Genomic DNA, 24,001 nt, shown 5'->3' on the forward strand with positions numbered 1-24,001 from the left:
CCGTGCACCTCCGCGGACGTGCACGGTGCACCTCCGCGGAGATGCACCGTGCATCTCCGCGGAGATGCACGGACGCCGCGGTACCGGTCCGATCGGTACCGCGGCGTTCCGCGCGCCGGATCGCCGTCGCGGTGGCACAGTCAACCGGGTGAAGACCTGGCTCGACGCGTGGCCGGTGTTCCGGCAGCTGACCGGTCCCGACCCCCTCGGACGCGGCGCCGCGGCGCGCAGCAAGGCGACGGAGGGTGTGGTGAGCCGCACGGCCACCGCCGACCGCGTCGTCCAGAGCGTGTGCCCCTACTGCGCGGTGGGCTGCGGGCAGCGGATCTACGTGAAGGACGAGCAGATCGTCCAGATCGAGGGCGACCCCGACTCGCCGATCAGCCGCGGACGCCTGTGCCCCAAGGGCAGCGCGAGCAAGTCCCTGGTGACCAGCCCGACCCGGGTGACCAAGGTCCGCTACCGCCGGCCGTACGGCACCGAGTGGGAGGACCTCGACCTCGACACGGCGATGCACATGATCGCCGACCGCGTCCTCGAGGCCCGGCGCAAGGGCTGGCAGGACGAGAACGACGGCAAGCGCGTGAACCGCACCATGGGGTTGGCGAGCCTCGGAGGGGCGACCCTCGACAACGAGGAGAACTACCTCATGAAGAAGCTGTACAGCGCCATGGGCGCCATACAGATCGAGAACCAGGCGCGCATATAGCACTCCGCCACGGTGCCCGGTCTGGGTGCCTCGTTCGGACGTGGCGGTGCCACGAACTCCCAGGAAGACCTCGCGAACTCCGACTGCATCGTCATCGAGGGTTCCAACATGGCCGAGTGCCACCCGGTGGGTTTCCAGTGGGTGAGCGAGGCCAAGGCGCGCGGCGCGAAGATCATCCACGTCGACCCGCGGTTCACCCGCACCAGCGCGATCGCCGACCTGCACGTGCCGCTGCGCATGGGCACCGACATCGCCTTCCTCGGCGGGTTGATCAACTACGTCCTCGAGAACGACCTGTACTTCAAGGAGTACGTCGTCGCCTACACCAACGCCGCGGCGCTGGTGAGCGAGGACTTCGCCGACGCCGAGGACCTCGGCGGCCTGTTCTCCGGCTTCGACCCGGAGAACAACACCTACGACGAGTCCAGCTGGCAGTACGAGCCGGAGGAGCCGCCGCACTCGGGCTCTGACGACCCGGCCGGTGCCGCCGAGCAGGACGAGCTCGAGGACCACCCCGAGATCCGCAAGACCGACAAGGCGCAGGCCGCCGGCAGCGGCGGCCCGCCGATCGCCGCCAAGCCGAAGCGCGACGAGACGCTGCAGCACCCGCGGACGGTCTTCCAGGTCCTCAAGCGGCACTTCGCCCGCTACACCCCGGAGATGGTGGCCGAGGTCTGCGGCGTCGAGCCGGAGGTGTTCCTGCAGGTGGCCCGCTGGGTCACCGAGAACAGCGGCCGCGACCGGACGACGGCGTGGGTGTACTCGGTGGGCTGGACGCAGCACAGCGTCGGCGCGCAGTACATCCGCACCTGCTCGATCCTGCAGACGCTGCTGGGCAACATCGGCCGTCCCGGCGGCGGCATCCTGGCGCTGCGCGGGCACGCCAGCATCCAGGGCTCGACCGACGTCCCGACGCTGTACAACCTGCTGCCCGGCTACCTGCCGATGCCGCACGCGATGCAGCACGAGTCGCTCGACGACTACTGCGCCGACGCCGCCGGCAAGGCCGGGTTCTGGGGCAACAAGCGGGCCTACATCGTCAGCCTGCTCAAGGCCTGGTGGGGCGACGCCGCGACGGCGGAGAACGACTTCGCGTTCGACTACATGCCGCGCATCGACGGCGACCACAGCTCCTACCGCCAGATCAAGGACATGATCGAGGGGAAGATCTCCGGCTACTTCCTCGTCGGCGAGAACCCCACGGTCGGGCACCCCAACGGCCGGATGAACCGCTTCGGGCTGGCCAACCTCGACTGGCTGGTCGTCCGCGACCTGCAGATGATCGAGTCGGCCACCTTCTGGAACGAGTCGCCGGAGATCGAGACCGGCGAGCTCGCGCCCGAGACGATCGCCACCGAGGTCTTCTTCATGCCCGCGGCGTCGCACGCGGAGAAGGAGGGGACCTTCACCCAGACCCAGCGGCTGCTGCAGTGGCGGCACAAGGCCGTCGAGCCGCCGGGCGACGCCAAGAGCGACCTGTGGTTCTACTTCCACCTCGGCCGCATCCTGCGCGAGCGGCTCGCGGGCTCCACCGACCCGCGCGACCGCCCGCTGCTGGACCTCACGTGGGACTACCCAACGCACGGGCCGGACGCCGAGCCCAGCGCCGAGGACGTGCTGCGGGAGATCAACGGCGTCGGCCCCGACGGCCGCGCCGTCTCCGGCTACCTGGAGCTCAAGGACGACGGGTCGACGTCGTGCGGCTGCTGGATCTACTCCGGCGTCTACGCCGACGAGGTCAACCAGTCCGCGCGGCGCAGGCCCGGCCGCGAGCAGGGCCAGGTCGCCTCCGAGTGGGGCTGGGCGTGGCCGTACAACCGGCGGGTCCTCTACAACCGCGCCTCGGCCGACCCCGACGGGAAGCCGTGGAGCGAGCGCAAGAAGTACGTGTGGTGGGACGAGGAGGCCGGCCGCTGGACCGGCGTCGACAACCCGGACTTCGAGGCGACCAAGCGGCCGGACTACGTGCCGCCGGAGGGGGCCCGGGCGCAGGACGCGATCGGCGGCTCCGACCCGTTCATCATGCAGGGGGACGGGAAGGCCTGGCTGTACGCGCCGGCGGGCGTCGTCGACGGTCCGCTGCCGACGCACTACGAGCCGGCGGAGTCCGTCGTCGAGAACGCCCTGTACAAGCAGCAGGCGAACCCGACGATCGAGCACATCAACGGCCCGTGGAACCGGGAGAACCCGTCGCTGAGCCCGGTCTTCCCGTTCCAGGTGACCACCTACCGGCTCACCGAGCACCACACGGCCGGCGGGATGAGCCGCACGCTGCCCTACCTCTCGGAGCTCCAGCCGGAGTTCTTCGTCGAGGTCAGCCCGGAGCTGGCCGCGCTGCGGGGCCTGGTCAACGGCGAGTTCGCGACGCTGGTGAGCACCCGGACGGCGATCGAGGCGAAGGTGCTGGTCACCGAGCGGATGCGGCCGATCCGGCTGCGCAGCGGCCAGGTCGTGCACCAGATCGGGATGCCCTACCACTGGTCCTACAGCGGCATCTCGACCGGGGACTCGGCCAACGACCTGCTCGGGATCGTGCTCGACCCGAACACGCACATCCAGGAGGACAAGGTCAGCACCGCCGACATCCGGCCGGGACGGCGCCCGCGTGGGCCCGAGCTGCTCGAGTTCGTGGAGGGCTACCGGCGCCGCGCCGGGGTCGAGTCCGGCCGCGTGGGCGTCAACGGCCGCGAGCCGGTGGCCGCCGAGGCGGGGGAGGGGTCGCAGCAGTGACGACGATCAGCTCGGCGAGCGCGGCCTTCACGGGCAACGACCCCGAGAACCGGCTCTTCGGGCCGGTCCCGGACGTGACCGGGCAGTCCGGCTACGAGACCGACCACCCGGCGCGGGTGGGCTTCTTCACCGACACCTCGGTGTGCATCGGCTGCAAGGCCTGCGAGGTGGCGTGCAAGGAGTGGAACACCCTGCCGATGGACGACTCGCACGGCGTGCGCGACGTCATCGGGCTGTCCGGGATGTCCTACGACAACACCGGCCAGCTGGGTGCCAACTCCTGGCGGCACGTGGCCTTCATCGAGCAGTCGCGCGCCGTCGACCTGCCCATGCCGACCTTCGGCCGCCCCGGCGACGACCGGCGGGGCAGCGGCCCGTCGGTGGCCGAGGGCGAGAACGACGGCAGCCTCGTCGCGGCGCAGCAGTCGAGCGTGCTCAACGCCGAGGCACTGAGCGAGTTCGACCCGCAGACCGGGCAGAGCGGCACCGACAAGCAGATCCGGTGGCTGATGAGCTCCGACGTCTGCAAGCACTGCACGCACGCCGGCTGCCTGGACGTGTGCCCCACCGGGGCGCTGTTCCGCACCGAGTTCGGCACCGTCGTCGTCCAGGGCGACATCTGCAACGGCTGCGGCTACTGCGTGCCCGCGTGCCCGTACGGCGTCATCGACCAGCGCAAGGACGACGGCCGGGTCTTCAAGTGCACGATGTGCTACGACCGGCTCACCGACGGGCTGCAGCCGGCCTGCGCCACGGCCTGCCCCACGCAGTCCATCCAGTTCGGCAACCTCGACGAGCTGCAGGCCCGCGCCGACGCGCGGCTGGCCACGCTCAAGTCGCAGGGCGTGGAGACGGCGCGGCTCTACGGCCGGGACGAGGACGACGGCGTCGGCGGCGCGGGGGCGTTCTTCCTGCTGCTCGACGAGCCGGAGGTCTACGGGCTGCCGCCGGACCCGGTGGTGACCACCCGCGACCTGCCCTCGATGTGGCGGGCCGCGGCGGCCGGCGCGGCGATGATCGCCGGCGTCGTGATCTCGTCGTTCCTCGGGCGGCGGCCGTGACCGAGGGGCTGACCGCACCGGGCGCCGGCTGGCGGCGGGCCGACGGCCCGGCCGCGGAGGCCCGCGGCAAGCGGCGGCGCAGGGGCGGGCGGCGCGGCGGCGGTGGCGAGGTCGCCATGGTCGACGACGCCACCTTCACCTCCTACTACGGCCGCCCGATCGTCAAGCCGCCGGTGTGGAAGTCGCCCGACGTCCCGCTCTACCTGTTCCTCGGCGGGATGGCGGGGTCGTCGTCGATCCTGGCGGCGGTCGCCGACGTCACCGGCCGGCCGACGCTGACCCGGGTCAGCCGCTACACCGCCGGCGGCGGGGCGCTGGCCTCGGTGGTCTTCCTCATCCACGACCTCGGCCGGCCCGAGCGGTTCCTGCACATGCTGCGGGTCTTCAAGCCGACCTCGCCGCTGTCGGTGGGCTCCTACATCCTCGCGCCGTTCAGCGGGGCGGCCGCGGCGACGGCGGCCGTGGAGCTGCTCGGCTGGTTCCCGCGGCTCAAGCGCTTCGGCGGCGTCGTGTCGGCGCTGTTCGGCGGGCCGCTGGCCACCTACACCGGCGTGCTGCTGGCCAACACCGCGGTGCCCTCGTGGCACGCGGCGCACGACCAGCTGCCGTACGTCTTCGGCGGCTCGGCGATGGCGGCGGGCGGCGGCGTGACGATGGTCTTCACCCCGGTGGCCGAGGCGGCGCCGTCGCGGCGCACCGCGGTGGCGGGCGCGGCGATCGAGCTCGCGGTCATGCACCGGGTGGAGCACGACCACGGGATCGTCAGCGAGCCCTACCTCGAGGGCCGGCCCGGGACGCTGCTGCGCGCGGCCAAGGCGTGCACCGCGGCCGGTGCGGCGCTGACCGTCGTCGCCGGGCGCCGGCGGGCCGGGGCGGTGGTGGCCGGGGCGCTGCTGGCGGCCGGCTCGCTGCTCACCCGGTTCGGCGTGTTCGAGGCCGGGCTAGTGAGCGCCAAGGACCCGAAGTACACCGTGGTGCCGCAGCGCGAGCGGCTCGCCGCCAAGGAGGCCGCGAAGCTGGACGGGCACGCCTCGACGATCACCCGGTGACGGCCTGGGTGGGCCTCAGCGGCGCTGACGGCCCCTCAGGTGGTCGGCGAAGGTGCGCGGCGGGCGGCCGAGCAGCGCGGTGAGCACCCGCGGGCTGCCGGTGAACCCGTGCGCGCGGTACTCGGCGAACATCGCCCGCAGGCAGCGGCGGGCGTAGCTGCCGTCGTCGGCCGGCGGGTCGGCGTCGACGGCGGTGACCTCGCGGCCGAGGTGCGCGCCGGCCAGCCGGGCCAGGTCCGGCGCGCTGAGCTCCTCGGGACCGGCCGCCTCGAAGGTGCCGCTGTCCAGGCCGTCCCCGGTGAGCAGCACGGCGGCGGCCTCGGCGACGTCGCGCAGGTCGACCAGCGACTGGGCGCGCTCGAGGCCCCAGACGCTGCGCAACTCGCCCGACCGCGCGGCCGCGGCGACGGCGTCGTCGAGGTTGTCGGCGTAGGCGCACGGCTGCAGCACCCGCCAGCGGGCGCCGGTCCCGGCGACGACGGCGTCGAGCGCCTCCTCCACCCGGTCCTTGGCGGCGTGGTGGGGCATCGACCGCGCCTGCGGGCGCAGCACCGAGTGGTAGACCAGCCTCCGCACGCCCGACCGGGCCGCCGCGCGCAGCACCGCCGGGGCGCCGTCGGCCTCGGCCGGGTCGAAGTTCGGCCAGATCAGGTACAGCGCGTCGGCGCCGTCGAGCGCGGCGGAGGGGTCGCCGGTGAGGTCGGCGGCGACGACCTCGGCGCCCAGCGCCTCCAGTTCCGGCCGGGGCCGCGGGGACGCGACGACGGCGCGCACCTGCTCGCCGCGGTCCCGCAGCGCCCGGACGACGGCGGTCCCGGTGGCCCCGCCCGCGGCGGTCACGACGATCACCCGCCCGACCATAGAGCGGGCCGGGACGGGCTCAGGCGGGTGTCGCCGGGTCCGGCGGGACGGCGGCGGGCACGTCGACCGGTCCGGCGGCGGCCGGGCGCGGGCCGTCCTGCGGGTGCAGGCGCACGGCGACGAGCGCGACGTCGTCGTCGGGACGGCCGTCGACCATGTGCTCGACGAGCAGGTCGCACGTCTCCTGCAGCGGCCGGCCGGCGAGCGCGGTCAGCGTCTCGGCGAGCCGGGCGGTGCCGGAGTCGAGGTCGCCGTCGCGGCGCTCGACGAGTCCGTCGGTGTAGAGCAGCACCGTGTCGCCGCGGCGGAGCTCGACGACCGACTCGCGCCGCTGCCGGGTGGGATCGACACCGAGCAGCAGGTCGGCCGGCTCGGGGGCCAGCACGCTCACCCGGCCGTCGGCGTGCAGCACCAGCGGCGGCGGGTGGCCGGCGTTGGCCCAGCGCAGGCGGGTGACGCCGCGCGCGATCTCCTCCGGCGTCTGCTCGAGGCGCGCGACGGCGGCGGTCACGAGGGTGCCCAGCCGCAGCAGGTCCATGGCGCGGTCGAGCTCGCCGAGGACGGCGGCGGGGCCGGCGCCGGTGCCGAGGGCCACCCCGCGCAGCAGGCTGCGCAGCTGGCCCATCGTGGCGGCCGCGGCGGTGTCGTGGCCGGCGACGTCGCCGATGACCAGCGTCGTCGCGCCCTCGGCGGTGAGGAAGGCGTCGTACCAGTCGCCGCCGACCGCCGCGGCCTCGGCGGCGGGGTGGTACCGCACGACGATCTCGGCGTGGTCGGGCTCCGGCGGCGCGGTGAGCATCGAGTGCTGCAGCTCCAGCGCGAGGCGCCGCTGCGTCCGGTACAGGCGGGCGTTGTCGAGGGCCATCCCCACCCGGTCGGCGACGTCGCGCAGGGTGGCGACCTCCTCTGCCGTCGGCGCGCGCCCGTCGGTGTAGAGCAGGGAGAGAAGGCCGAGGGTGTGCCCGCGGCCGCGCAGGGGGAGGGCCACGGCGGCGCTGGGGGCGATCGCCGCGAGGAGGTCGTGGGGCCGGCCGGGCGGGGTGGTGGCCAGCGCCTGCGCGCCGGTCAGCTGCAGGACCTCACCGGTGGCGAGGGTGCGGGTGACGGCGGGGATCGCGGCGAGCGCGGCGGCCCGGGCGGCGGCGTAGTCCTGGAGCAGCTCGCGGGCGGCGGGGTCGGCGTGCCAGGAGCTGACACCCTGGGGGCGGCCGTGCTGGTCGAGGACGCTGACGATGCAGGCGTCGGCGAGGGCGGGGACCACCAACCGCGGCACCTGCCCGGTGGCGACCTCGGCGTCGAGGGAGTCGGCCAGCTCGGTGCTGATGCGGGCGACGGTCGCCACCCGCTCGGCGCTGCGGCGCAGCTGCTCCTGGACGCGCAGCCGCTCGGTGACGTCGAGGAAGTACACCGACAGGCCCTCGGAGGTGGGCCAGGCGCGGACCCCGTACCAGCCGTCGAGCGGCGGGGGGTAGTAGGCGTCGAAGGAGACCGGCTCGCCGGTCTCGGCCGCGCGCCGGTAGCCGGTCTCGAACTCCGAGCCCACCGTGGCCGGGAAGGTCTCCCAGATGACCGTGCCGAGGAGCCGCTCCCGGCTGACGCCGAGCAGCCGCTCGCCCTCGGCGTTGACCTGCGCGAAGCGCCAGTCCGGGGTGAGGGAGTAGAAGCCGGCCGGCATCGCCTCGAGGACGCGGGTGACCGCCAGCTCGGTGCCGCGCTGCTCCGTGACGTCGGAGGCGGCACCCAGCAGCCGGGTGGACCGCCCCCGCGTGTCGGTGAGGGTGCGGCCGCGGGCGGAGATCCAGCGGAGGACGCCGCCGGGCAGCACGATGCGGTACACGGAGGCGAAGTCGCTGCCGGTGTCGAGGGCGTGCTGCAGCGCGGCGAGGACGTCGTCGCGGTCCTCGGGGTGGACGCGGGCGGCGAAGCTCGCCAGGTTCCGGTCGAAGCCGGTGTCGCTGTAGCCGAAGAGCTCGACCAGTCGGTCGTCCCAGTCGAGGGTGCCGGTGACCGGGTCCCAGTCCCAGGTGCCGATGCCGGCGGCGTCCATCGCCAGCTCGTTGCGGAGGGCGGCCGCAATCTCGTCGACGTGCTGCTGGGCAGGGTGCTGTGCCGCCCCGGTCGGGGCGTCGACCGGCCCCGGCTGTCCTGCGTCCTTCACGGCACCTCTCCTGGGCCCGGCCCGTACCGGGTCCCGCGTGACCACACCCCGGGTGCTCGAGGAGGTCGAGTCACAGGTGTACCGGAACGGTCGGTTGCGGGCAATCCATCCCGTCGGAGGTCACACCGTGGCCGTCCGCCGTGCGACGTCCACTCACTCTCGGTAGTCTCCGAAGGCCGGAGGGTGATCAGGGGGAGTCGCCCTCCGTCCGGGGGGAGCGGTGCCGTGGTGGACGTGGGTGCTCGTCGGGTGGCTCGCCGTGGCCGTCGTGCTGGGCGTGGTCCTCGGGCCTGCGCTCGGGGCGGCTGACCGGTCCGGCCGCCGTGCCGGTCCGGCGGGCGAGGAGGCCCCGCCGGACGAGGAGGACCCGCCCGCGGAGCAGCGGCGCGCCGGGTGACCGGCGGCCGTCCGCGAGGGGGACGCTGGGGTGGGCGGTCAGCGGGCCGCTCGCGGTCGGCGGTGTGCAGGTGTCAGGACGTCACCACGGGGGTCGGAGTCCGGCTGGGGGAACAGCAGTGCCGTGGTGGGCGTGGGTGCTCGTGGCCTGGGTCGTGCTCGCGGTGGTGGCGGCGCTCGTCCTGGGCGCGGCCATCCGGAACGCGGACCGGCACGAGGCCACCGACGACGAGCCCGGCGGGCCGTCGGCCGAGGAGGTCGACGGGCCCCGCTGACGCGCCTGCCGGGCCGGTCCGCGCCGTCGCGGACCGCCGCCCAGGAGTCAGCGCACGCCGCGGTAGCGGACGACGGTGCCGGCGCCGGCCGAGCGGGCGGTGCTCAGGCTGAGCGTGGCGCGGCGCAGCACCTCCCCGGCGGCGACGCCGTCCTCGAGCACCGCGATGCCGGCGCCCGCGCCCAGGCCGGAGGACCCCAGCGCGGCGACGCCGGCCGTGAGGCGGGCGGCCACCGCGTCGGCGTCGTCGGCCGAGCCGTCGAGCAGGACGGCGAACTCCGCGGGACCGGACCGGCCGAGCCAGTCGTCGCCGCGCAGGGTGCGCGCCACGAGCGCGGTCGTCGCGTCGAGGACGCCCGGCGACGTGGGCCAGGTGTCGTCGCGGCGGAGCAGGCCGAGGACCACCAGCGCGCGCGGCCGGTGCGCCGCCCGGGCGACGCGGCGCTCGAGCTCGGCGCGGACGCCGGCCGGGCCGGGGAGCAGCCCGGCGGAGCCGAGCTCGAGGGCGGGCAGGCCGTCCACCAGCGGGGCGAACGTGTTGAGGGCGATCGGGTCGTGCGCGATGGTCATGGCGGTCAGAACGGCCGCCGGTACCCGTCCCGACAGCCGGGCACCCGCCGTCCCACCCCGAGGGGTGAGAGCGGGTCAGTCGGTCGGCCCGAACACCCGGACGCAGCCGCCGTACGTCTCGTCGTCGAGGCGGCCGCCGCAGGTGGAGCCGTAGGTCTCGTAGGGATCGCCGACCGGGGTCTGCGCGTAGAGGTCGTCGCAGGCCGCCATCTCGCCGCCGTAGCAGTCACCGGCGGTGTCGGCGAACTGCCCGTCGAAGTCCTGACCGCCGGGCGCGGGCGGGGCCACCGGCTCGCCGCTGCCGGAGTACGTGCCCCCCACGCCGTCGGTGAAGACGGCGTCCGTGCCGGTGACCGCGAGGACGACGGTCGCCGTCGCGGCCAGGGCGGCGACCGGCCCGAGCAGCGCGGCGACCGTCCCGGTGCGGACCGGGTCCCGGCCCGTCCGCGCCCAGGCGCGGACCTCGGCCCGGCTGACCAGCACGAGCCGGACGACGGGCAGGGCGAGCAGGGCGACGGCGGCGAGCAGCACCAGGGCGTCGCCGGAGGAGGAGGCGCCGGCGCGGACCAGGCCGGCGAGCGCGACGACGGACGCGAGACCGGAGACGCCCGCCTCGACCGCGGCGGTGACCAGCAGGAGGGCCCGGCCGGCACCGCGGAGGAGGAGCAGGCCGCCGAGCAGGTCGAGGCCCGCCAGCGTGCAGGCGGCGATGGCGAACAGGGCGGGCAGGCCGACGTCGGCGCCGCGCCCGAGGCCCGCGACGTCGACGACGACCACGAGGACGAGCAGCAGGAGCACCGCGGCCTGCGCGAGGGCGAGGACGGCGGCGGCGACGGCGGTCGCCGGCCGGGGCGGTGGCCCGTACTGCTCACCCGTCACGCGCGCCCCCGTCCCGTCGTCCGGCCGCCCGGCACGGGCCGTCCACCGGCCAGCGTGCCACTCCACCGGGTACGACGGCGGCGCAGTTCCGGCACGACGTCCGCTCCGCGACTACCGTGGCGCGGATGCTCCGCTGGACGTGTGCCGCCGTCACGGGGGCGGTCCTGTCCGGGTTCGCCTTCCTGCTGGTCACCGGCAACTACATCAACGACGGGCCGGTCCTGGTCCGGCTGTCGGTGACGCACGGGCTGCACCTGGGCGACCTGTTCATCGGCGCCGGCTGGCTGGTCGCGATGCTCATGCTGCTGGTGCTGGCCCGCCCGGACCGGCGCCCGGTCAACCGAGGAGACCGGACTCCGCTTTCGCGGTGAGCGCGGTGCGCACGGCGGCGTCGACGACCTCGCTGAAGGCCGGGTCCGCCTCGGCGCGGGCCAGGACGGCGTCGAGCATCTCGGGGTAGACCGCCGGGTCGACGGTGAGCACCAGCGTGCCGCCGGCCTCCAGGAAGCGCACCGCGCGGTCGCCGGGCGGCACGTCCTGGAACGCGACGGCCGCGCCGACGTCGTCGCTTATCACCACGCCGTCGAAGCGCAGGAAGCCGCGCAGCAGCGTGGTGATGACCTGCCGCGAGAACGTCGCCGGCGCGGCCGGGTCCAGCCGCGGGTAGGTCGCCGACGACACCATGACGAACGGGTCGGCGTCGGAGCGGGCGAGCTCGCCGAACGCGGCCACCTGCTCGCTGGCGGCGGTGGTGACGTCGTCGGTGACGCCGGGGACCTCGTCGGTGTTCTCGTCGACCAGCCCGAGGCCGGGGAAGTGCTTGATCGTCGCGGTGACGCCGTGGGCGGCCAGCCCGTCGACGACGGCCTGCACGTCCGGGACGACGTCGGCCGGCGTGCTCCCGTACTGCCGGCCGAACGCGCCGATCGGGTCGTTGTCCGCCTCCGTGCCGGCGGGGACGACGTCGGCCACGGGCGCGAGGTCGAGGGTGATGCCGGCCGAGGCCAGGTCGGCGCCGAGGCCGTCGGCGAGCGCCGCGAGCTGGTCGGGCGGCAGCTGTCCCTGGTCGACCGCGGCCGGCAGCCGCTCGAAGCCGGGCCCCTGCAGGCTCTGCACCGCCCCGCCCTCCTGGTCGGCGGCGGTCCACGGGCGCGGCCCGGGCGCGGAGTCGACCCACCGGCCGGTGACGGCGGCGATGTCCTCGGCCGGGGCCTGGGAGCGCCCGGCGAGGAAGACGCCGCCGACGCCGTCGGCGACCAGGGCGTCGCCGGGGGAGAAGTCCTCGAGCCGGACCCCGATGACGAACAGCTGCGCCACCTGCCCGCGGCGGTCGAGGGCGGCGAGGGCGGCGTCGACCTGCTCCTCCACCGGGTCGGCGGGGGGCGGGGAGGGCTCGGCGCTCGTCGTGGCGGGGGCGCTGCTGCTGGTGACAGAGCTCTCGGCCGCCGGCTCCTGCTGCGGATCCCCCGACCCCGAGCAGGCGGTCAGGGCGAGGGCGAGCAGTGCGCAGGCGAGCGCCGGGCGGGTCCGGGCGGGCGGGCGCATCGCTCTCCTCCGGGCGCGGGCGGGCGGTCGCCCCAGTCTGCCTCGCGGCCGTGGGGAACGATGGGACCGTGCGGGGGACGTGGGTGCGGGCCGGCGTGCTCGTCGCCCTCCTCGCGGCGGCGGGGGTGGTGGCGCTCACCGTGGACCTGCCCGACGTCGGGACGGTGCGCGGCTGGGTGGACCGCTCGGGCCTCGCCGGGCTGGTGCTCCTGACGTCGGGCGTCGGCGTTGCGCTGCTCGCGCCGGTGCCGCGGACGGCGCTGTCGCTGCTGCTCGGCGTCGTCCTGGGTTTCTGGGGCGGCTTCGCGGCGGCCGTGGTGGGCGGTGCGCTCGGTGGACTCGGCGCGTTCGGGCTCGCCCGGTGGCTCGGCCGTGACGCGGTGACGAAGCTGGCCGGGCGCCGCCTGGCGGAGGTGGACCGGCGGCTGGTGGGGCACGGCTTCGGGCCGATGCTGCTGGTGCGGATCTCGCCGATCCCGTTCATGCCGGTCAGCTACGCGGCCGGGCTGACCGCCATGCGGCTGGCGCCGTACACCGCGGCGACGGTGCTCGGCATCGTGCCCGGGTCGGCGCTGCAGGTGGCGGTGGGCGCCTCGGTGGGCGGACTGCCGGAGTGGGTGACCTCGCCCGGCGGCCTGGTGGTCGAGGGTGCCGTGGTGCTCCTGCTCGTGGCCGGCGGTGTCCTGTGGTGGCGCCGGACCCGCTCGCGCACCGGCTGACGCCGGTCTTCATGCCCCGGTGCGGTGGCCGGAGGACGTCCGTGCTGGGTGGGCATGGAGCCACCGCTCCGCTGAGCGGATGCGCGACGTGCACTGCTCGCTGCGCCCGGGTGCCACATGCCGCCCACGACACAGGCGAGCATCGTGGAGGCGGGGCGGGGACGTGGCCCTGTTCCGTCGTCCGCCGGCGCTGGGCTCAGGCGGCGACTCGACGGCGCAGCAGAGCGCCGGACGGCGCGATCCCGCACGCCGCGGCCGCCATCAGCAGGGAGCCGTGCTCGGCCATGAACACGTGCAGCGCCAGCCAGGTCGAGCCGAGGAGGAAGGACACGCCCCGATCCTCACGGGCGGAGGCGCCGACGACGACGGACGCCTGAGGTGTCTGGGGTCAGCGGGACGCGTGGTCGACGCCGATCGACCCGGCGGGCAGCACGGACAGCCACAGGTCCTCCACCTGCCCGAAGACCGCGTCCGCGCTGAAGTGCTCGTCGAACGCCGCGCGCCCGGCTGCGGCCAGCCGCGCCCGCAGGCCGGGGTCGGTGAGCACCGAGCGGAGGGCCCCGGCCAGCGCGTCGGCGTCCCCGGCCGGGACGACGACGCCGCGCCCGCCGCCGAGCACCGCCGGGATGCCGCCGACGTCGGTGGACACCACGCAGTTGTCCCGCGCCATCGCCTCGAGCAGGAACACCGGCATCGCCTCGGCCCGGGAGGGCAGCACCGCCACCCGCGACCGGTCCAGCAGTGCCATGAGCTCGGCGTGCGCCAGCGCCCCGGCGAAGCGGACCCCCGGCACGTCCTCGCGCACCACCTCCGGGTCGCGCACGGGCCCGGCCACCACCAGCTCCCAGCCGGCCGGCGCCACCCGCTCCCACGCCGCCAGCAGCACGTCGACGCCCTTGCGCTGCGACACCGCCCCGCCGAAGACGACCAGGTCCTCCTTCGGCCCCGGGTCCCCGGGCGGGATCGCGTTCGGCACGAGCGACACCCGCGACCGCGGCACGAACCGCGCCACGACGTCGGTGGTCTCCTCCGACAGCGACACCACCCGGTCGGCCGCGCGCAGCACCCACCCGGTCAGCCGCGGGTACCGGCCGGCGAAGCGGGCGAACGAGCTCCCGTGCAGGTGCGCCACCGTGCCGATCCCGCGCGCGGCGGCCAGCCGCAGCAGCAGCCCCTCGCGCACGAACGACCCGCCGTAGGACAGGTGCCCGACGACGACCGACGTCGCCGGGTCCATGCGCCGGATCCGCGCCGCCGCGCCGGACGCCGCCCGCAGCCCAGCGCGCAGGTCGCCGGGCTCACCGCGGGTGGTCACCACCGCGACGTCGACCCGCGGGAACGGCCAGGCCAGGTAGCCGTTGAGCACCTGCGTCATGCCCCCGGCCACCTCGCCCACCCGGCCCAGGTGGAACACGGTCGGCCTCACCCGGCCAGCCTCTCCTCGAGGTCGTACACCGCGGCCGACGTCGGCATGCCCAGCACCCGCCGCACCTGGTCGCGGTGCCGGCGCAGCGTGGCCCGCGCCTCGAGCAGCCGCGCGGTGAGCTCGGGCCGCCGCCGGGAGATCTCGTCCAGGCGCCGGGAGACGTCGTCGGCCGTGGTGTCCCCGGCGTCGAGCGTGACGTCGTTGATCCCGATCGTGCGCAGGTGCCGCGCCACCTTGTCCGAGGGACGCGTCGTCGCCCCGGCGGGCAGCGCGCCCTCGGTGTACGCGGCGATGACCACGTGCAGCCGGTCGGACACCACGATCGACGTCCGCCGGTAGAGCGCCCGCAGCCGGTCCTCCTGCACGTCGTGCGGCGTCTCGGGCGCCCAGGTCAGCGCCTCGCCCCCGAGCTGCTCGGCCAGGCGCCGGGTGCAGGCCTCGTCGTCGCGCACCTGCGTGACGGCCCACGGCGTGAGCCCGTGCGCCGCCGCGTGCCGGCGCACGCCCTCGACCCATGCGTCGCTCGGCCACGGCCGGGTCACGCCGTCGGACCGCATCGACACCACCAGCACGTCGCGGTCCGGCGCCGGCGCGGCGAAGCCGGCCACCTCCTCGTCGGGCGCGCCCTCCCCGAACGCCAGGTCGGGCATGACCCCGCCGGAGCCCATGTAGGCGCCGGTCGAGACGTCGCGCCACAGGGTCAGGTCCGACAGCGCGATCGAGGGGCGCATGAGCGCCCGCGGCAGCGGCGCGTAGTTGCGGGTGCCGACGCCGGCGCGCACCGCCCGCCCGCCGCGCGCCCGCAGCGTGGCCAGCAGCGGCAGCACCGACAGGTGCTCCTTCATCCCGGGCAGCGTCAGCTGGATCTCGCCCGGCTTGAAGACGTAGCGGCCCTCGCCGGCCAGCGCGGCGTCGAGGGCGGCGCGGTACCAGGCGCGGAAGGAGCGGTACACCCGGTCCGTGGGCGCCAGCCTGAGCCCGTCGTCGTAGCCGGCGGGCGACTCACCCACGTAGACGTGCAGCTCGCCGGCCGGCCGCACCCAGTCGAGCAACTGCCGGCGCAGCACGATGTCGCCGATGTTGTCGTACTGACCGCGGCCGACCGCGAAGACCTGGGACATCCGCCGACCTCCGGGAGGGGGACTGGGCTGCTCGGGGGCGACGGCGCTGTCCCGGTCAGCCTGGCCCACCCGTGTGACCTGCGGGTGAAGCGTCTGTGGCCGCTGCGTCTCGGTCGGGCGGACTACCGGTCAGCGGCGGCGAGCAGCCGGCGGTAGACCGGCAGCGAGGTCCGCGCGGCCACCGCCAGCGCCAGCCGGCGGGCGTCGCGGCGCCGCGCCAGCAGCGCCAGCTCCCGCGGGCCGAGCCGCCCGCGCAGCGTGCGGACCAGCCGGTCGCGGTCCTCGGGCTCGTAGGCGGCCTGCACGGCGTCCTTGAGCCCGGACAGCGTGAGGTAGCGGGTGACGAAGTAGCGGTACTCGTCGCCGTCGGCGACCGGCGGCCCGAGCGAGCGCGCCGCGCCCTCGACCGCCGCCGCGATGAGCTCCAGCGACTCCGCGCGCCGGGAGCGGCTGGTGATCACCGACCCGCTGCGCATCCGGTACTCGTAGACGACCTCCGGCAGCCAGGCCACCGTGCGCGCGGCGGCCAGCGCCTGCGCGGTCATCGCGAGGTCGGACTGCACCCGCGCCGGCGTGAACTCGATGCCGGTCAGCAGCTCCCGGCGGAACAGCTTGTTCCACAGGTGGCCGGTCACCGGCCCGGTCAGCAGCCGGCCGAACGCCTCGCGCCCCGGGACCGGCGGCCCCTCCGGCGCCGGCCGCAGCACCGGCGCACGGCCGGACGCGAAGGTCACCGCCGCCCCGCCCACGACGACGTCGACGTCGCCCGTGGCCGCCGACAGCAGCCGCGCCGCCGCGTCGTCGGGCCAGCCGTCGTCGCTGTCGACGAACCACACCCACTCGCCGCGGGCGGCCTCGACGCCGCGCCGCCGCGCCCGCGCGACGCCGCCGTTCACCGGCATCCGCAGGGCCCGGACCCGCGGGTCGGCGGCGGCCGCCTCCTCGGCGAGGGCGCCGGAGGCGTCGCTCGACCCGTCGTCGACGACCACCAGCTCCAGGTCGACGCCGCGCTGGCCGAGTACCCGCTCGACCGCCGCGGGCAGGTGCGCGGCGTCGTCGTGCACGGGTAGCACGACGCTGACCAGCGGGCGGCTCACATGTACTCCGGATAGCCGTAGGAGACGGTGCCGTGCCCGGGCCGCGACAGCCGGCGCACGAACCGCTCGGACAGGGGGACGGTCACGGGGTGGTCGCCCTCAACGGTCTGGGCGACGCCGCGCGTCACCGAGGTCACCAGGCCGGCGCGGGTCGGCGGCGCGGTGGAGCCGGGGGAGTAGAAGACGACGGCCCCGACCGCCGGCGCCGTGCCGGTGCGCCCCCGGGCGGCCAGCGCGTTCCGGACGGCGGCGACGTCGGTCGTCGGCGTGCCGCCCAGGTGCCGGAGCAGCCAGCTCACGTACAGGCCGCTCCACCCCGTCGTCACCGCGCCGGCCCACGTCTCCCACGGGCTGCCCAGCAGCCGCCGCCCGGCCGTCGAGGAGGCCTCGGCCAGCACCGCCGCGAGCGTGCCCGGCGTGCCACCGGCCGCGGTGTCGAGCCGGACCCCCACCGGGGCGGCAGGACGCTCGGACAGCACCTCCGACCCCGCCACCAGCGCCAGCCCGCCGACGCCGAGCAGCACCGCGCCGCGCCGGAGGAACACCCGGCGGCTCGCCGGCGTCACGGCCGCGGCCCGTTCCGGTAGGAGCGGGGATCGGCCTCGGCCACCGTGCGGGCGACCCGGTGGCCGGTGTGCCACATCGTCACCCGGTCGAAGCGGCCGGCGACGCGGTACAGCTGCACGTCGGTCCGGAAGGTGTCGGAGTCCGGCCGCAGCAGCACCCGCGGCACCCGCAGCTGCCCGGTGGCCAGCGGCAGCGGCCGCACCGCCGTCGACTCGCCCTGGTTCACGTAGGTCTCCACCCATCCCTGCTCGATCGACGACGACGCGCGGATGCGGAACACGACGTCGGTCCAGCGCCCGCGCCGGTAGGGCAGCGACAGCAGCGGCACCGGGTCGCCCGGGTTGAGCTCGTTGCCGCGCACCGCGAACTCGTCGACCGGGTCGTCCAGGGCCCGGCGCTCGGCGTGCAGCACGAAGGGGGAGCCCGCCCCGTAGGGCGGGCCGTAGACCTGGAACAGCGCGAGGTAGCCGGTGGCCTCCTCGCCCCTGGGGTTGGTGACGTCACCGCGCGGGTGCACGCTCGGGAAGTCGGCCGGCGGCAGGAACGCGAAGCCGACGCAGAACTCGTCGCCCTCGGTGATCACCCGCCGGCTCGAGGACTGGAAGCGCACCGTCGTCCGGTTCGGCTGGTCGGCGTCGTCCCGGGCCGAGTCGGGCACCGAGACCCGCACGGCCCGGCGGGCGCTGCCGAGCACCGGGTCGTCGGCGAGGGTGGCGTAGGCCGCGCCGATCACGGCGGAGTTGCTGCGCCGCCAGCGGGCGAGGTCGCCGCCGTAGTCGGCCGCCCAGGCCAGCTCCGGCCGCCAGCCGCCGGCGGCGCGACGGGAGGTCGCCGCCGGCGCGTTGGCCGTCACCACCGGCACGTGGGGCGCGGTCACCTCCACCCCGTCGACGACGGCGACCGCGCTGATCCAGAACAGCGCGTCACAGGGCGCGGGCACGGCCGGGTCGGCCAGCTTGCGGGTGGTGTCCCACCGCCAGCCCCAGGTGTCGCCGCCCAGTGGGGACGCCTGCCGCGTGCCGTAGGCCGGCGGCCCGATCACCACCTGCACGTCGGACACCCGCCCGCCGCCGCGCAGCCGCACCCGCACGTCGACGGTGCCGCGCACGCGGCTGCCCGTGGCGGGGGCGACGACGGTCAGCGAGGGCATGGGTCCTCCGGCAGGCGGCATCGCGGGGGGACGGCGGGGGAGGGGCCGGTCCGGAGCGCGTCAGCGGGCCACCGGGGTCTGCGAGCGCGATCGTGGGGCCGGGCGCGGCCCGCTGTCAAAGGCAGGGGCGCAGGTCACAGGGCCACGTGAACGGCACGTGACGATCGCGGCAGGACTGTGTTCCGTGTGGCTCCCGGTGCTTGCGGGACGGCGACGCGGCTGCCTAGCGTCCCCGCCGACCGACCCGTGCAGGCCGATGGCGTCCTCTCCCCGCGGGTCCCCGCCGAGAGGACGCCGTTGAGCGCTCTGGACCCCCCTGCCCGCGGGATCAGCCGCCGCTCGGTGCTGCTCGGCGCCGCCGCGGGACTGGCCGCCGTGGCCGCCGGCACGGGCACCGCCGCCGCGGCACCGGTGTACACGCCGATCCCGAAGCTGCCCTACGAGGTGTCGCGCACCGACACCCGGGTGTCACGGGTCGGGAAGAAGAACTACGAGTGCATCGACGTCGTCTACAACGGCGACCGGGCGCGGCTCTACGTGCCGTGGGCGACGCCGCCCAAGGCGGCGCAGCTGGTGATGATCTGGTTCTACCACTCCAACGGCAGCGACCACACGGCCATGGACGGCGCCTATGCCTATCCCGGCATGCTCGCCGTCGACAAGGGCGCGGTGTGCATCTGCCCCGACTACGGCGGCAGCCTCTGGACGACGCAGGCGGCGCTGGCGCACCAGGCCACCTGGGCCACCTACGTCCGCAACGCGCTCAGGCCGACCGTCTCCTTCGCCCGGGCGAACTCCGGCGGCGGGCCGTTGATGACCTACGCCTACGCCACCGGGATGGTCCCGGCGCAGCGCGGCATCTACCTCGCCAACGCCGCCTACGACATGGAGGACCTCTACGCGCGCGACCCGGGACGGATCGGCCCGCCCTACGGCGACGACCCCGCACTCGTCGCGGCCACCAACCCCGCGCGGCTGCCGCAGTCGAGCTGGGCCCGCAAGCGGGTCAAGACGGTCGTCTCGCTGCTCGACCCGCTCGTCCCGCCGGCGCAGCACGGCGTGGCCCTGGCCGACCTCGCCCGGCCCGTGGCCGCCGACGTCCGCGTGCAGTACCACGACGAGGGGCACGTGGTCCCCGGCTGGACGCACACCGACATGGTCGCGACCTTCCAGAGCTGGCTGTGACCGCGACCGCCCGGCGGACCGGGACGCCGGCCGGCGAGGTGCCGGCCGAGCTCGTCGTGCTGCACTCGCTGCGCCGGCCCGACGGCACCACCAAGTACGCCGACCACATGGCCGGCGCCGCCGTCCCCGGGCTGCGGCCGCGCTGGTTCGGCTGGCGGACCGCGCTGCTCGGCCGCTACGACGTCCTGCACGTGCACTGGCCCGAGCTGCTCATCCGCGACAGCCGGCGTCCGTGGCTGCGCGGGGTCCGCCGCCGGATGCTCGACCTGCTGCTCCTGCGGCTGCGGCTGACCCGCACGCCGCTGGTGTGGACGGCGCACAACCTCAGCCCGCACGAGCCCGGCGACGCCTCCGAGCAGCGGTCGCTGCGCCGCTTCGCCCGCCGCGTCGACCTGACCGTCCGGCTCAACGCCGCGAGCCCGGTGACCACCGGCCGAGCCCAGGAGACGATCCTGCACGGCCACTACCGCCGGCCCTTCGCGGCGCACCCGCAGCCCGCCGCGGAACCCGGCCGCGTCCTCTACTTCGGCATCATCCGGCCCTACAAGGGCGTCGACACGCTGCTGCGCGCCTTCGCCGCGACCCCCGGCGCGGACCTGCGGCTGCGTGTGGTGGGCAACCCGCACGCCGGCCAGGCGCAGGTGGTGCGGGAGGCGCAGGCGCGCGACCCCCGTGTGAGCAGCACGCTGCGCTTCGTCGACGACGCCGAGCTGGTCGGGGAGATCCGCCGCGCGCAGCTCGTGGTGCTGCCCTACCGCGGCGGCATGCACAACTCCGGCTCGCTGCTGGCCGCGCTCTCCCTCGACCGGCCGGTCCTGGTCCCCGCCTCGCCGACCAACGCGGTCCTCGCCGAGGAGGCCGGCCCCGGCTGGGTGCTGCAGTACGAGGGCGAGCTGACGGCGGAGGTGCTCGCCGGCGCGCTGGCCGAGACCGCGACCCCGCCCGCGGAGCGCCCGCGGCTCGACCAGCGGGACTGGGCGGAGGTCGGCCGCCGGCACCACGCGGCCTACCTGCGCGCCCGGGCCCTGTGCCGGGGGCGGTGACCGGGACCTCCGCGGGACTGGCCCGGTCGGCGTCCCGCGGCGCCGTCGCCACCCTCACCGGCCAGGGCCTGCGGCTGCTCGTCCAGCTGGCCGGGATCGCCGTCCTGGCGCGCCTGCTCTCGCCCGAGGACTACGGCCTTGTGGCGATCGTCGCCGTCGTCGTCACCTTCGGCGAGCTGTTCCGCGACCTCGGGCTGTCGTCGGCGGCGGTGCAGGCACCGGTGCTCGGCCGCGGCCAGCGCGACAACCTGTTCTGGCTCAACACCGCGCTCGGCGCCTCGCTCGCGGCGCTGCTGTGCGGGCTGTCCCCGCTGCTGCCGGTGGTCTTCGGCGACGACCGGCTGACCGGCCTCGCGCTGGCGCTGTCGGCGACGTTCGTCCTCAACGGCGTCTCCACCCAGTACCGCGCCTCCCACCAGCGGGCGCTGCGCTTCGGCACGCTGACCGCCTGCGAGACCGGCGGCCAGGTGGCCGGTGTCGCCGCGGGCATCGCGCTCGCCGCCCTCGGCGCCGGCTACTGGTCGCTGGTCGCCCAGCAGCTCACCCAGGGCCTGGTCACCCAGGTGGCGCTGGTGGCCACCGCCCGCTGGGTGCCGGGGTGGCCGGACCGCACGGCCTCGATCCGGTCGTTCGTCGGCTACGGGCTGCCGCTGCTCGGCACGCAGGTGGTCAACCACCTGGCCACCAACGCCGACACCCTGGTCATCGGCGCCCGCTTCGGCGCGGTGCCCGCGGGTCTCTACAACCGCGCGTTCTCGCTGGTCAGCATGCCGCTGCTCCAGGTGCAGGCGCCCGCCACCCGGGTGGCGCTGCCGGTGCTGTCCCGCCTGCGCGACGACGATCGCCGCTTCCGCGACTTCCTGGTCACCGGCCAGTTCGTGCTCCTGACGCTGGTCGGGCTCTCCTTCGCGGTGCTCTTCGCGCAGGCTCCGGCCGCCGTCGCCGTGGTCCTGGGCCCGACCTGGGGCGAGGTCGTCCCGCTGTTCCGGCTGCTGCTGGTCGCCGGTTTCTGCCAGGCCGCCACCTACGCCGTCGGCTGGGTGTTCCTCGCACGCGGGCTGACCCGCTCCCAGCTGCGCTACGCGCTCACCGTCAAGCCGGTCACCATCGCGCTCGTGCTCGCCGGCTCCGCCTGGGGCGTGCAGGGCGTGGCCGCCGGCTACGCGATCGGCACCGCGCTGACCTGGCCGGTGGCGCTGCTGTGGATCCGGCGGACCGGACCGGCCGCGGCCATGGCACGCAACGGCCTCGAGGCCGGCGCGCTGTCCCTGGTCGCCGCCGGAGGGGCCTGGGCGGCGGCCCTGCCGCTGCCGGCCGGTGCCGCCCCGGCGCGGCTGGCCGCCGGGCTGGCCGGCGCCGCGGTCGCCGCCGCCCTGCTCGGCGCGGCCTGGCCGGCGCTGCGCCGCGACCTGCGCCGCGCGGCGGGCCTGCGCCGCCACCTCCGCGGCCGCCGCACCCCGGCCCCGGCGCCCGCTCCCGAGCCGTCGTCCGTGCCCTCGTCCGAGCCCTCGTCCGGGCCCGGCGTGACCCCCGTCCCCCGAGTGGAGGCCGTCCCGTGAGCCCCGTCGTCCCCGTCCTCGCCCGCGCCCGCCGGCTGCGCACCCGCGCCGTCGTCACCTCCACGGTGCCGTCGCGGGTCGACGCCGCCGTGCTCGCCCGGGCCTTCCGCGCGGCACCGCGCCGGCCCCTCACCCACCTCGTGCTCGCCGCCCCGGGCAGCGGCAACATCGGCGACCAGGCGCTCACCGAGGCGCTGCTCGAGAACACCGACGGCCCGGCCACCCTCGTCCTCACCGGCGCCGGCGCCCCCGGGCTGCCGGCGGAGCTGGCCGCACGCGTCACCCCGCTCGCGCTCCCCGAGCTGGTCTACGGCACCGGGCCGGCGCACCGGGAGGACGTCGCCGCCCTGGGCCGCGCGCTGGCGGGCGCCGCGCACCTGTCCGTGATCGGCGCCGACGTCATGGACGGCCGCTACTCCCTCCCGGCCTCGGTCCGGCGCTCCTCCCTGGCCGCCACGGCGTCGCGGCTCGGCGTGGACACCCGGGTGGTCGGGTTCAGCTGGAGCGACCGGGCGCGCACCGCCGCCCGGCGCTCGCTGGCCGACGCCGGCGCCGCCGGGGTGCGCCTGCTGCTGCGCGACCCCGTCTCCGCCGAGCGGGCCCGCCGCGACGGCATCGGCCCGGTCGAGGAGACCGCCGACGTCGTGTTCGCCGCCCGCACCACCGACCCCTCCGCCGCCGACCGGCTCCTCGCCGGCGTGACCGCCCCCGTGGCCCTGGTCAACGTCAGCGGGCTGATCGGCGGGCGCCTGGACCAGACCGCGGAGTACGCCACCGTCGTGGAGGCGTTGCGCGAGCGCGGGCTGCACGTGCTGCTCGTCCCGCACGTCGCGCGCCCCGGCACCGACGACGTCGCCGCGTGCACCGCCGTCGCCGAGCGGGTGGGCGCCCCCGTGGTGCCCGACCTGCTCACCCCGGCGCAGGTCCGCGGGCTGACCGCGCGCGCGACGGTGACCGTGACCGGCCGGATGCACCTCGCGGTGATGTCCCTGCTGCACGGCGTCCCGGCGGTCACCCTCGCCACCCAGGGCAAGGTCGAGGGCCTGATGCGGCTGGTCGGCGTCCCCGAGCTGTGCGTGGAGCCGGGCCCCGGCATGGGCGACGCCGTCGTCGGGGTGCTCGACCGGGTGCTGCCCGCGGGGTCGCCGGCCCGGGCGGCCGTCCGCGCCGCCCTGCCCGGCGTCGTCGCCCTCGCGCGCCGCAACGTCGAGGGCCTCGCGGCGCCCGTGCCGGCCGGGCGGGCCGCGTAGTGGCCGGCCGCGCGCGGGGCGTCCTGGCCAGCACCGTGGCGGCCAGCCCGGTGTGGCCGCCACGGGTGCGCACGCGGCTGCTGCGGCTGCTCGGCGTGCGCACCGACGGCAGCGCCCGCGTCCTGCCGTGGATCCGCTTCGTCGGCGGGGTGTCGCACCTGGTCCTCGGGCGTGGCTGCTTCGTCAACGTCGGGCTGACCGTCGGCGCCAACGCCGCCGTCACGGTGGGGGAGCGGGTGCACCTGGGCCCCGGCGTCAGCCTGCTGCCGAGCACGCACGACCTCGGCCCCTCGCGGCAGCGTGCCGCGGCGGTGACCGCGGCGCCCATCGCGATCGGCGACGGCGCGTGGCTCGGGGCCGGCGTCACCGTGCTCGGCGGCGTCCGGGTCGGCGCCGGCTGCGTCGTCGCGGCGGGCGCGCTGGTGGCCGCCGACACCGAGCCCGACTGCGTCTACGCCGGGGTCCCCGCCCGCCTCGTGCGGCGCCTCGAGGAGGTCCCGGCGCCGGCCGGAGGCGCAGGTCACAGCGCCGCGCCGGTACCTGCGAGTCCTTAACGAGAGCTTCACCGGGACGACCCGCCCGGGGGCCGTGGCGTCACTAGCGTCCCTCCCGTCACACGGCGCGGTGGGACCCGAACGGTGCACCACCGACC

At 76.2% G+C, this 24,001-nt stretch carries 22 protein-coding genes and 1 pseudogene; 12 read left to right on the top strand and 11 right to left on the bottom strand.

What is annotated here, in order from left to right; translation table 11 throughout:
• Positions 1-148 precede the first annotated feature (148 nt).
• The 3 genes and pseudogenes from fdh to nrfD all read left to right on the top strand — a co-directional run bounded on the left by fdh (position 149) and on the right by nrfD (position 5,549).
• Positions 149-3,439: pseudogene (gene fdh, locus WA616_RS22845) on the top strand (formate dehydrogenase).
• Positions 3,436-4,500, top strand: a complete 1,065-nt coding sequence (locus tag WA616_RS22850; protein WP_336033468.1) for a 4Fe-4S dicluster domain-containing protein — start codon at positions 3,436-3,438, stop codon at positions 4,498-4,500. Before fdh ends, WA616_RS22850 begins: the two are co-directional and overlap by 4 nt.
• Positions 4,497-5,549: an NrfD/PsrC family molybdoenzyme membrane anchor subunit gene (gene nrfD / locus WA616_RS22855; protein WP_336033469.1), complete on the top strand. Its 1,053-nt coding sequence runs from the start codon at positions 4,497-4,499 to the stop codon at positions 5,547-5,549. The genes WA616_RS22850 and nrfD overlap by 4 nt, the downstream gene beginning before the upstream one ends.
• 15 nt (positions 5,550-5,564) lie before the next feature.
• Here the strand turns inward: nrfD and WA616_RS22860 are convergent, their stop codons facing one another.
• Together WA616_RS22860 and WA616_RS22865 are read right to left on the bottom strand one after the other, a co-directional pair.
• Complete coding sequence (locus WA616_RS22860) at positions 5,565-6,398, bottom strand: SDR family oxidoreductase (protein WP_336033471.1); 834 nt, start codon at positions 6,396-6,398, stop codon at positions 5,565-5,567.
• Between the two features lie 31 nt (positions 6,399-6,429).
• Positions 6,430-8,568, bottom strand: coding sequence for a SpoIIE family protein phosphatase (locus tag WA616_RS22865; protein ID WP_336033472.1), 2,139 nt, complete (start codon positions 8,566-8,568; stop codon positions 6,430-6,432).
• A gap of 220 nt (positions 8,569-8,788) precedes the next feature.
• Between WA616_RS22865 and WA616_RS22870 the strand changes: the two genes are divergently transcribed.
• Positions 8,789-8,965 carry a hypothetical protein gene (locus WA616_RS22870; RefSeq protein ID WP_336033474.1) on the top strand — a complete coding sequence of 59 codons (177 nt, stop codon included), beginning with the start codon at positions 8,789-8,791 and terminating at the stop codon, positions 8,963-8,965.
• Between the two features lie 136 nt (positions 8,966-9,101).
• Positions 9,102-9,239, top strand: a complete 138-nt coding sequence (locus WA616_RS22875) for a hypothetical protein (RefSeq protein ID WP_336033476.1) — start codon at positions 9,102-9,104, stop codon at positions 9,237-9,239.
• Between the two features lie 47 nt (positions 9,240-9,286).
• Here the strand turns inward: WA616_RS22875 and WA616_RS22880 are convergent, their stop codons facing one another.
• The gene (locus WA616_RS22880; RefSeq protein ID WP_336033478.1) at positions 9,287-9,808 is read right to left on the bottom strand and encodes a hypothetical protein; all 522 of its coding nucleotides are present in this window, start codon (positions 9,806-9,808) and stop codon (positions 9,287-9,289) included.
• Positions 9,809-9,883: 75 nt separating this feature from the next.
• The gene (locus WA616_RS22885) at positions 9,884-10,687 is read right to left on the bottom strand and encodes a hypothetical protein (RefSeq protein ID WP_336033480.1); all 804 of its coding nucleotides are present in this window, start codon (positions 10,685-10,687) and stop codon (positions 9,884-9,886) included.
• Positions 10,688-10,812: 125 nt separating this feature from the next.
• On the opposite strand from WA616_RS22885, the gene WA616_RS22890 reads away from it, so the two are divergent.
• Positions 10,813-11,058 (top strand): hypothetical protein, encoded by a 246-nt coding sequence (locus tag WA616_RS22890; RefSeq protein WP_336033482.1) that lies wholly within the window; start codon positions 10,813-10,815, stop codon positions 11,056-11,058.
• On the opposite strand, the gene WA616_RS22895 is transcribed toward WA616_RS22890, so the two are convergent.
• A complete protein-coding gene (locus WA616_RS22895; RefSeq protein ID WP_336033484.1) occupies positions 11,024-12,232 on the bottom strand; it encodes a glycoside hydrolase family 3 N-terminal domain-containing protein in 1,209 nt (402 codons plus the stop codon). The two genes, WA616_RS22890 and WA616_RS22895, sit on opposite strands and share 35 nt — an antisense overlap.
• Before the next feature lie 68 nt (positions 12,233-12,300).
• Between WA616_RS22895 and WA616_RS22900 the strand changes: the two genes are divergently transcribed.
• Positions 12,301-12,951 carry a TVP38/TMEM64 family protein gene (locus WA616_RS22900; RefSeq protein WP_336033486.1) on the top strand — a complete coding sequence of 217 codons (651 nt, stop codon included), beginning with the start codon at positions 12,301-12,303 and terminating at the stop codon, positions 12,949-12,951.
• Between the two features lie 196 nt (positions 12,952-13,147).
• Here the strand turns inward: WA616_RS22900 and WA616_RS22905 are convergent, their stop codons facing one another.
• The 6 genes from WA616_RS22905 to WA616_RS22930 all read right to left on the bottom strand — a co-directional run bounded on the left by WA616_RS22905 (position 13,148) and on the right by WA616_RS22930 (position 18,312).
• On the bottom strand, positions 13,148-13,282 hold the full coding sequence (locus tag WA616_RS22905) for a hypothetical protein (protein ID WP_336033487.1): 135 nt from the start codon (positions 13,280-13,282) through the stop codon (positions 13,148-13,150).
• Between the two features lie 57 nt (positions 13,283-13,339).
• Positions 13,340-14,377 (bottom strand): glycosyltransferase, encoded by a 1,038-nt coding sequence (locus WA616_RS22910; protein WP_336033489.1) that lies wholly within the window; start codon positions 14,375-14,377, stop codon positions 13,340-13,342.
• Positions 14,374-15,498: a polysaccharide pyruvyl transferase family protein gene (locus tag WA616_RS22915; protein ID WP_336033491.1), complete on the bottom strand. Its 1,125-nt coding sequence runs from the start codon at positions 15,496-15,498 to the stop codon at positions 14,374-14,376. The genes WA616_RS22910 and WA616_RS22915 overlap by 4 nt, the downstream gene beginning before the upstream one ends.
• A 122-nt stretch (positions 15,499-15,620) precedes the next feature.
• Positions 15,621-16,595 carry a glycosyltransferase family 2 protein gene (locus WA616_RS22920; protein ID WP_336033493.1) on the bottom strand — a complete coding sequence of 325 codons (975 nt, stop codon included), beginning with the start codon at positions 16,593-16,595 and terminating at the stop codon, positions 15,621-15,623.
• Positions 16,592-17,161: a CHAP domain-containing protein gene (locus WA616_RS22925; RefSeq protein ID WP_336033495.1), complete on the bottom strand. Its 570-nt coding sequence runs from the start codon at positions 17,159-17,161 to the stop codon at positions 16,592-16,594. Before WA616_RS22925 ends, WA616_RS22920 begins: the two co-directional genes overlap by 4 nt.
• Positions 17,158-18,312 (bottom strand): hypothetical protein, encoded by a 1,155-nt coding sequence (locus WA616_RS22930; RefSeq protein ID WP_336033496.1) that lies wholly within the window; start codon positions 18,310-18,312, stop codon positions 17,158-17,160. Before WA616_RS22930 ends, WA616_RS22925 begins: the two co-directional genes overlap by 4 nt.
• Before the next feature lie 297 nt (positions 18,313-18,609).
• Here WA616_RS22930 and WA616_RS22935 point away from each other — a divergent pair, with 297 nt between their 5' ends.
• From WA616_RS22935 to WA616_RS22955, 5 genes are read left to right on the top strand one after another with little or no spacing between them, the layout of a single operon-like run.
• Positions 18,610-19,497 carry a hypothetical protein gene (locus tag WA616_RS22935; protein WP_336033498.1) on the top strand — a complete coding sequence of 296 codons (888 nt, stop codon included), beginning with the start codon at positions 18,610-18,612 and terminating at the stop codon, positions 19,495-19,497.
• Complete coding sequence (locus WA616_RS22940; protein WP_336033500.1) at positions 19,494-20,540, top strand: glycosyltransferase; 1,047 nt, start codon at positions 19,494-19,496, stop codon at positions 20,538-20,540. Before WA616_RS22935 ends, WA616_RS22940 begins: the two co-directional genes overlap by 4 nt.
• Positions 20,537-22,099 (top strand): lipopolysaccharide biosynthesis protein, encoded by a 1,563-nt coding sequence (locus WA616_RS22945; protein WP_336033501.1) that lies wholly within the window; start codon positions 20,537-20,539, stop codon positions 22,097-22,099. Before WA616_RS22940 ends, WA616_RS22945 begins: the two co-directional genes overlap by 4 nt.
• Positions 22,096-23,349, top strand: coding sequence for a polysaccharide pyruvyl transferase family protein (locus tag WA616_RS22950; protein ID WP_336033503.1), 1,254 nt, complete (start codon positions 22,096-22,098; stop codon positions 23,347-23,349). Before WA616_RS22945 ends, WA616_RS22950 begins: the two co-directional genes overlap by 4 nt.
• Positions 23,349-23,903: an acyltransferase gene (locus WA616_RS22955; protein ID WP_336033505.1), complete on the top strand. Its 555-nt coding sequence runs from the start codon at positions 23,349-23,351 to the stop codon at positions 23,901-23,903. Before WA616_RS22950 ends, WA616_RS22955 begins: the two co-directional genes overlap by 1 nt.
• The last annotated feature ends 98 nt before the right edge of the window (positions 23,904-24,001 follow it).

Source organism: Geodermatophilus sp. FMUSA9-8 (assembly GCF_037034165.1).
Taxonomy (GTDB): domain Bacteria; phylum Actinomycetota; class Actinomycetes; order Mycobacteriales; family Geodermatophilaceae; genus Geodermatophilus; species Geodermatophilus nigrescens.

Bases quoted from the DNA above. Each gene is read 5' to 3' on its own strand.
- WA616_RS22880 (WP_336033478.1), bottom strand. From the start codon at position 9,808: ATGACCATCGCGCACGACCCGATCGCCCTCAACACGTTCGCCCCGCTG.
- WA616_RS22890 (WP_336033482.1), top strand. From the start codon at position 10,813: ATGCTCCGCTGGACGTGTGCCGCCGTCACGGGGGCGGTCCTGTCCGGG.
- WA616_RS22895 (WP_336033484.1), bottom strand. From the start codon at position 12,232: ATGCGCCCGCCCGCCCGGACCCGCCCGGCGCTCGCCTGCGCACTGCTC.
- WA616_RS22915 (WP_336033491.1), bottom strand. From the start codon at position 15,498: ATGTCCCAGGTCTTCGCGGTCGGCCGCGGTCAGTACGACAACATCGGC.
- WA616_RS22930 (WP_336033496.1), bottom strand. From the start codon at position 18,312: ATGCCCTCGCTGACCGTCGTCGCCCCCGCCACGGGCAGCCGCGTGCGC.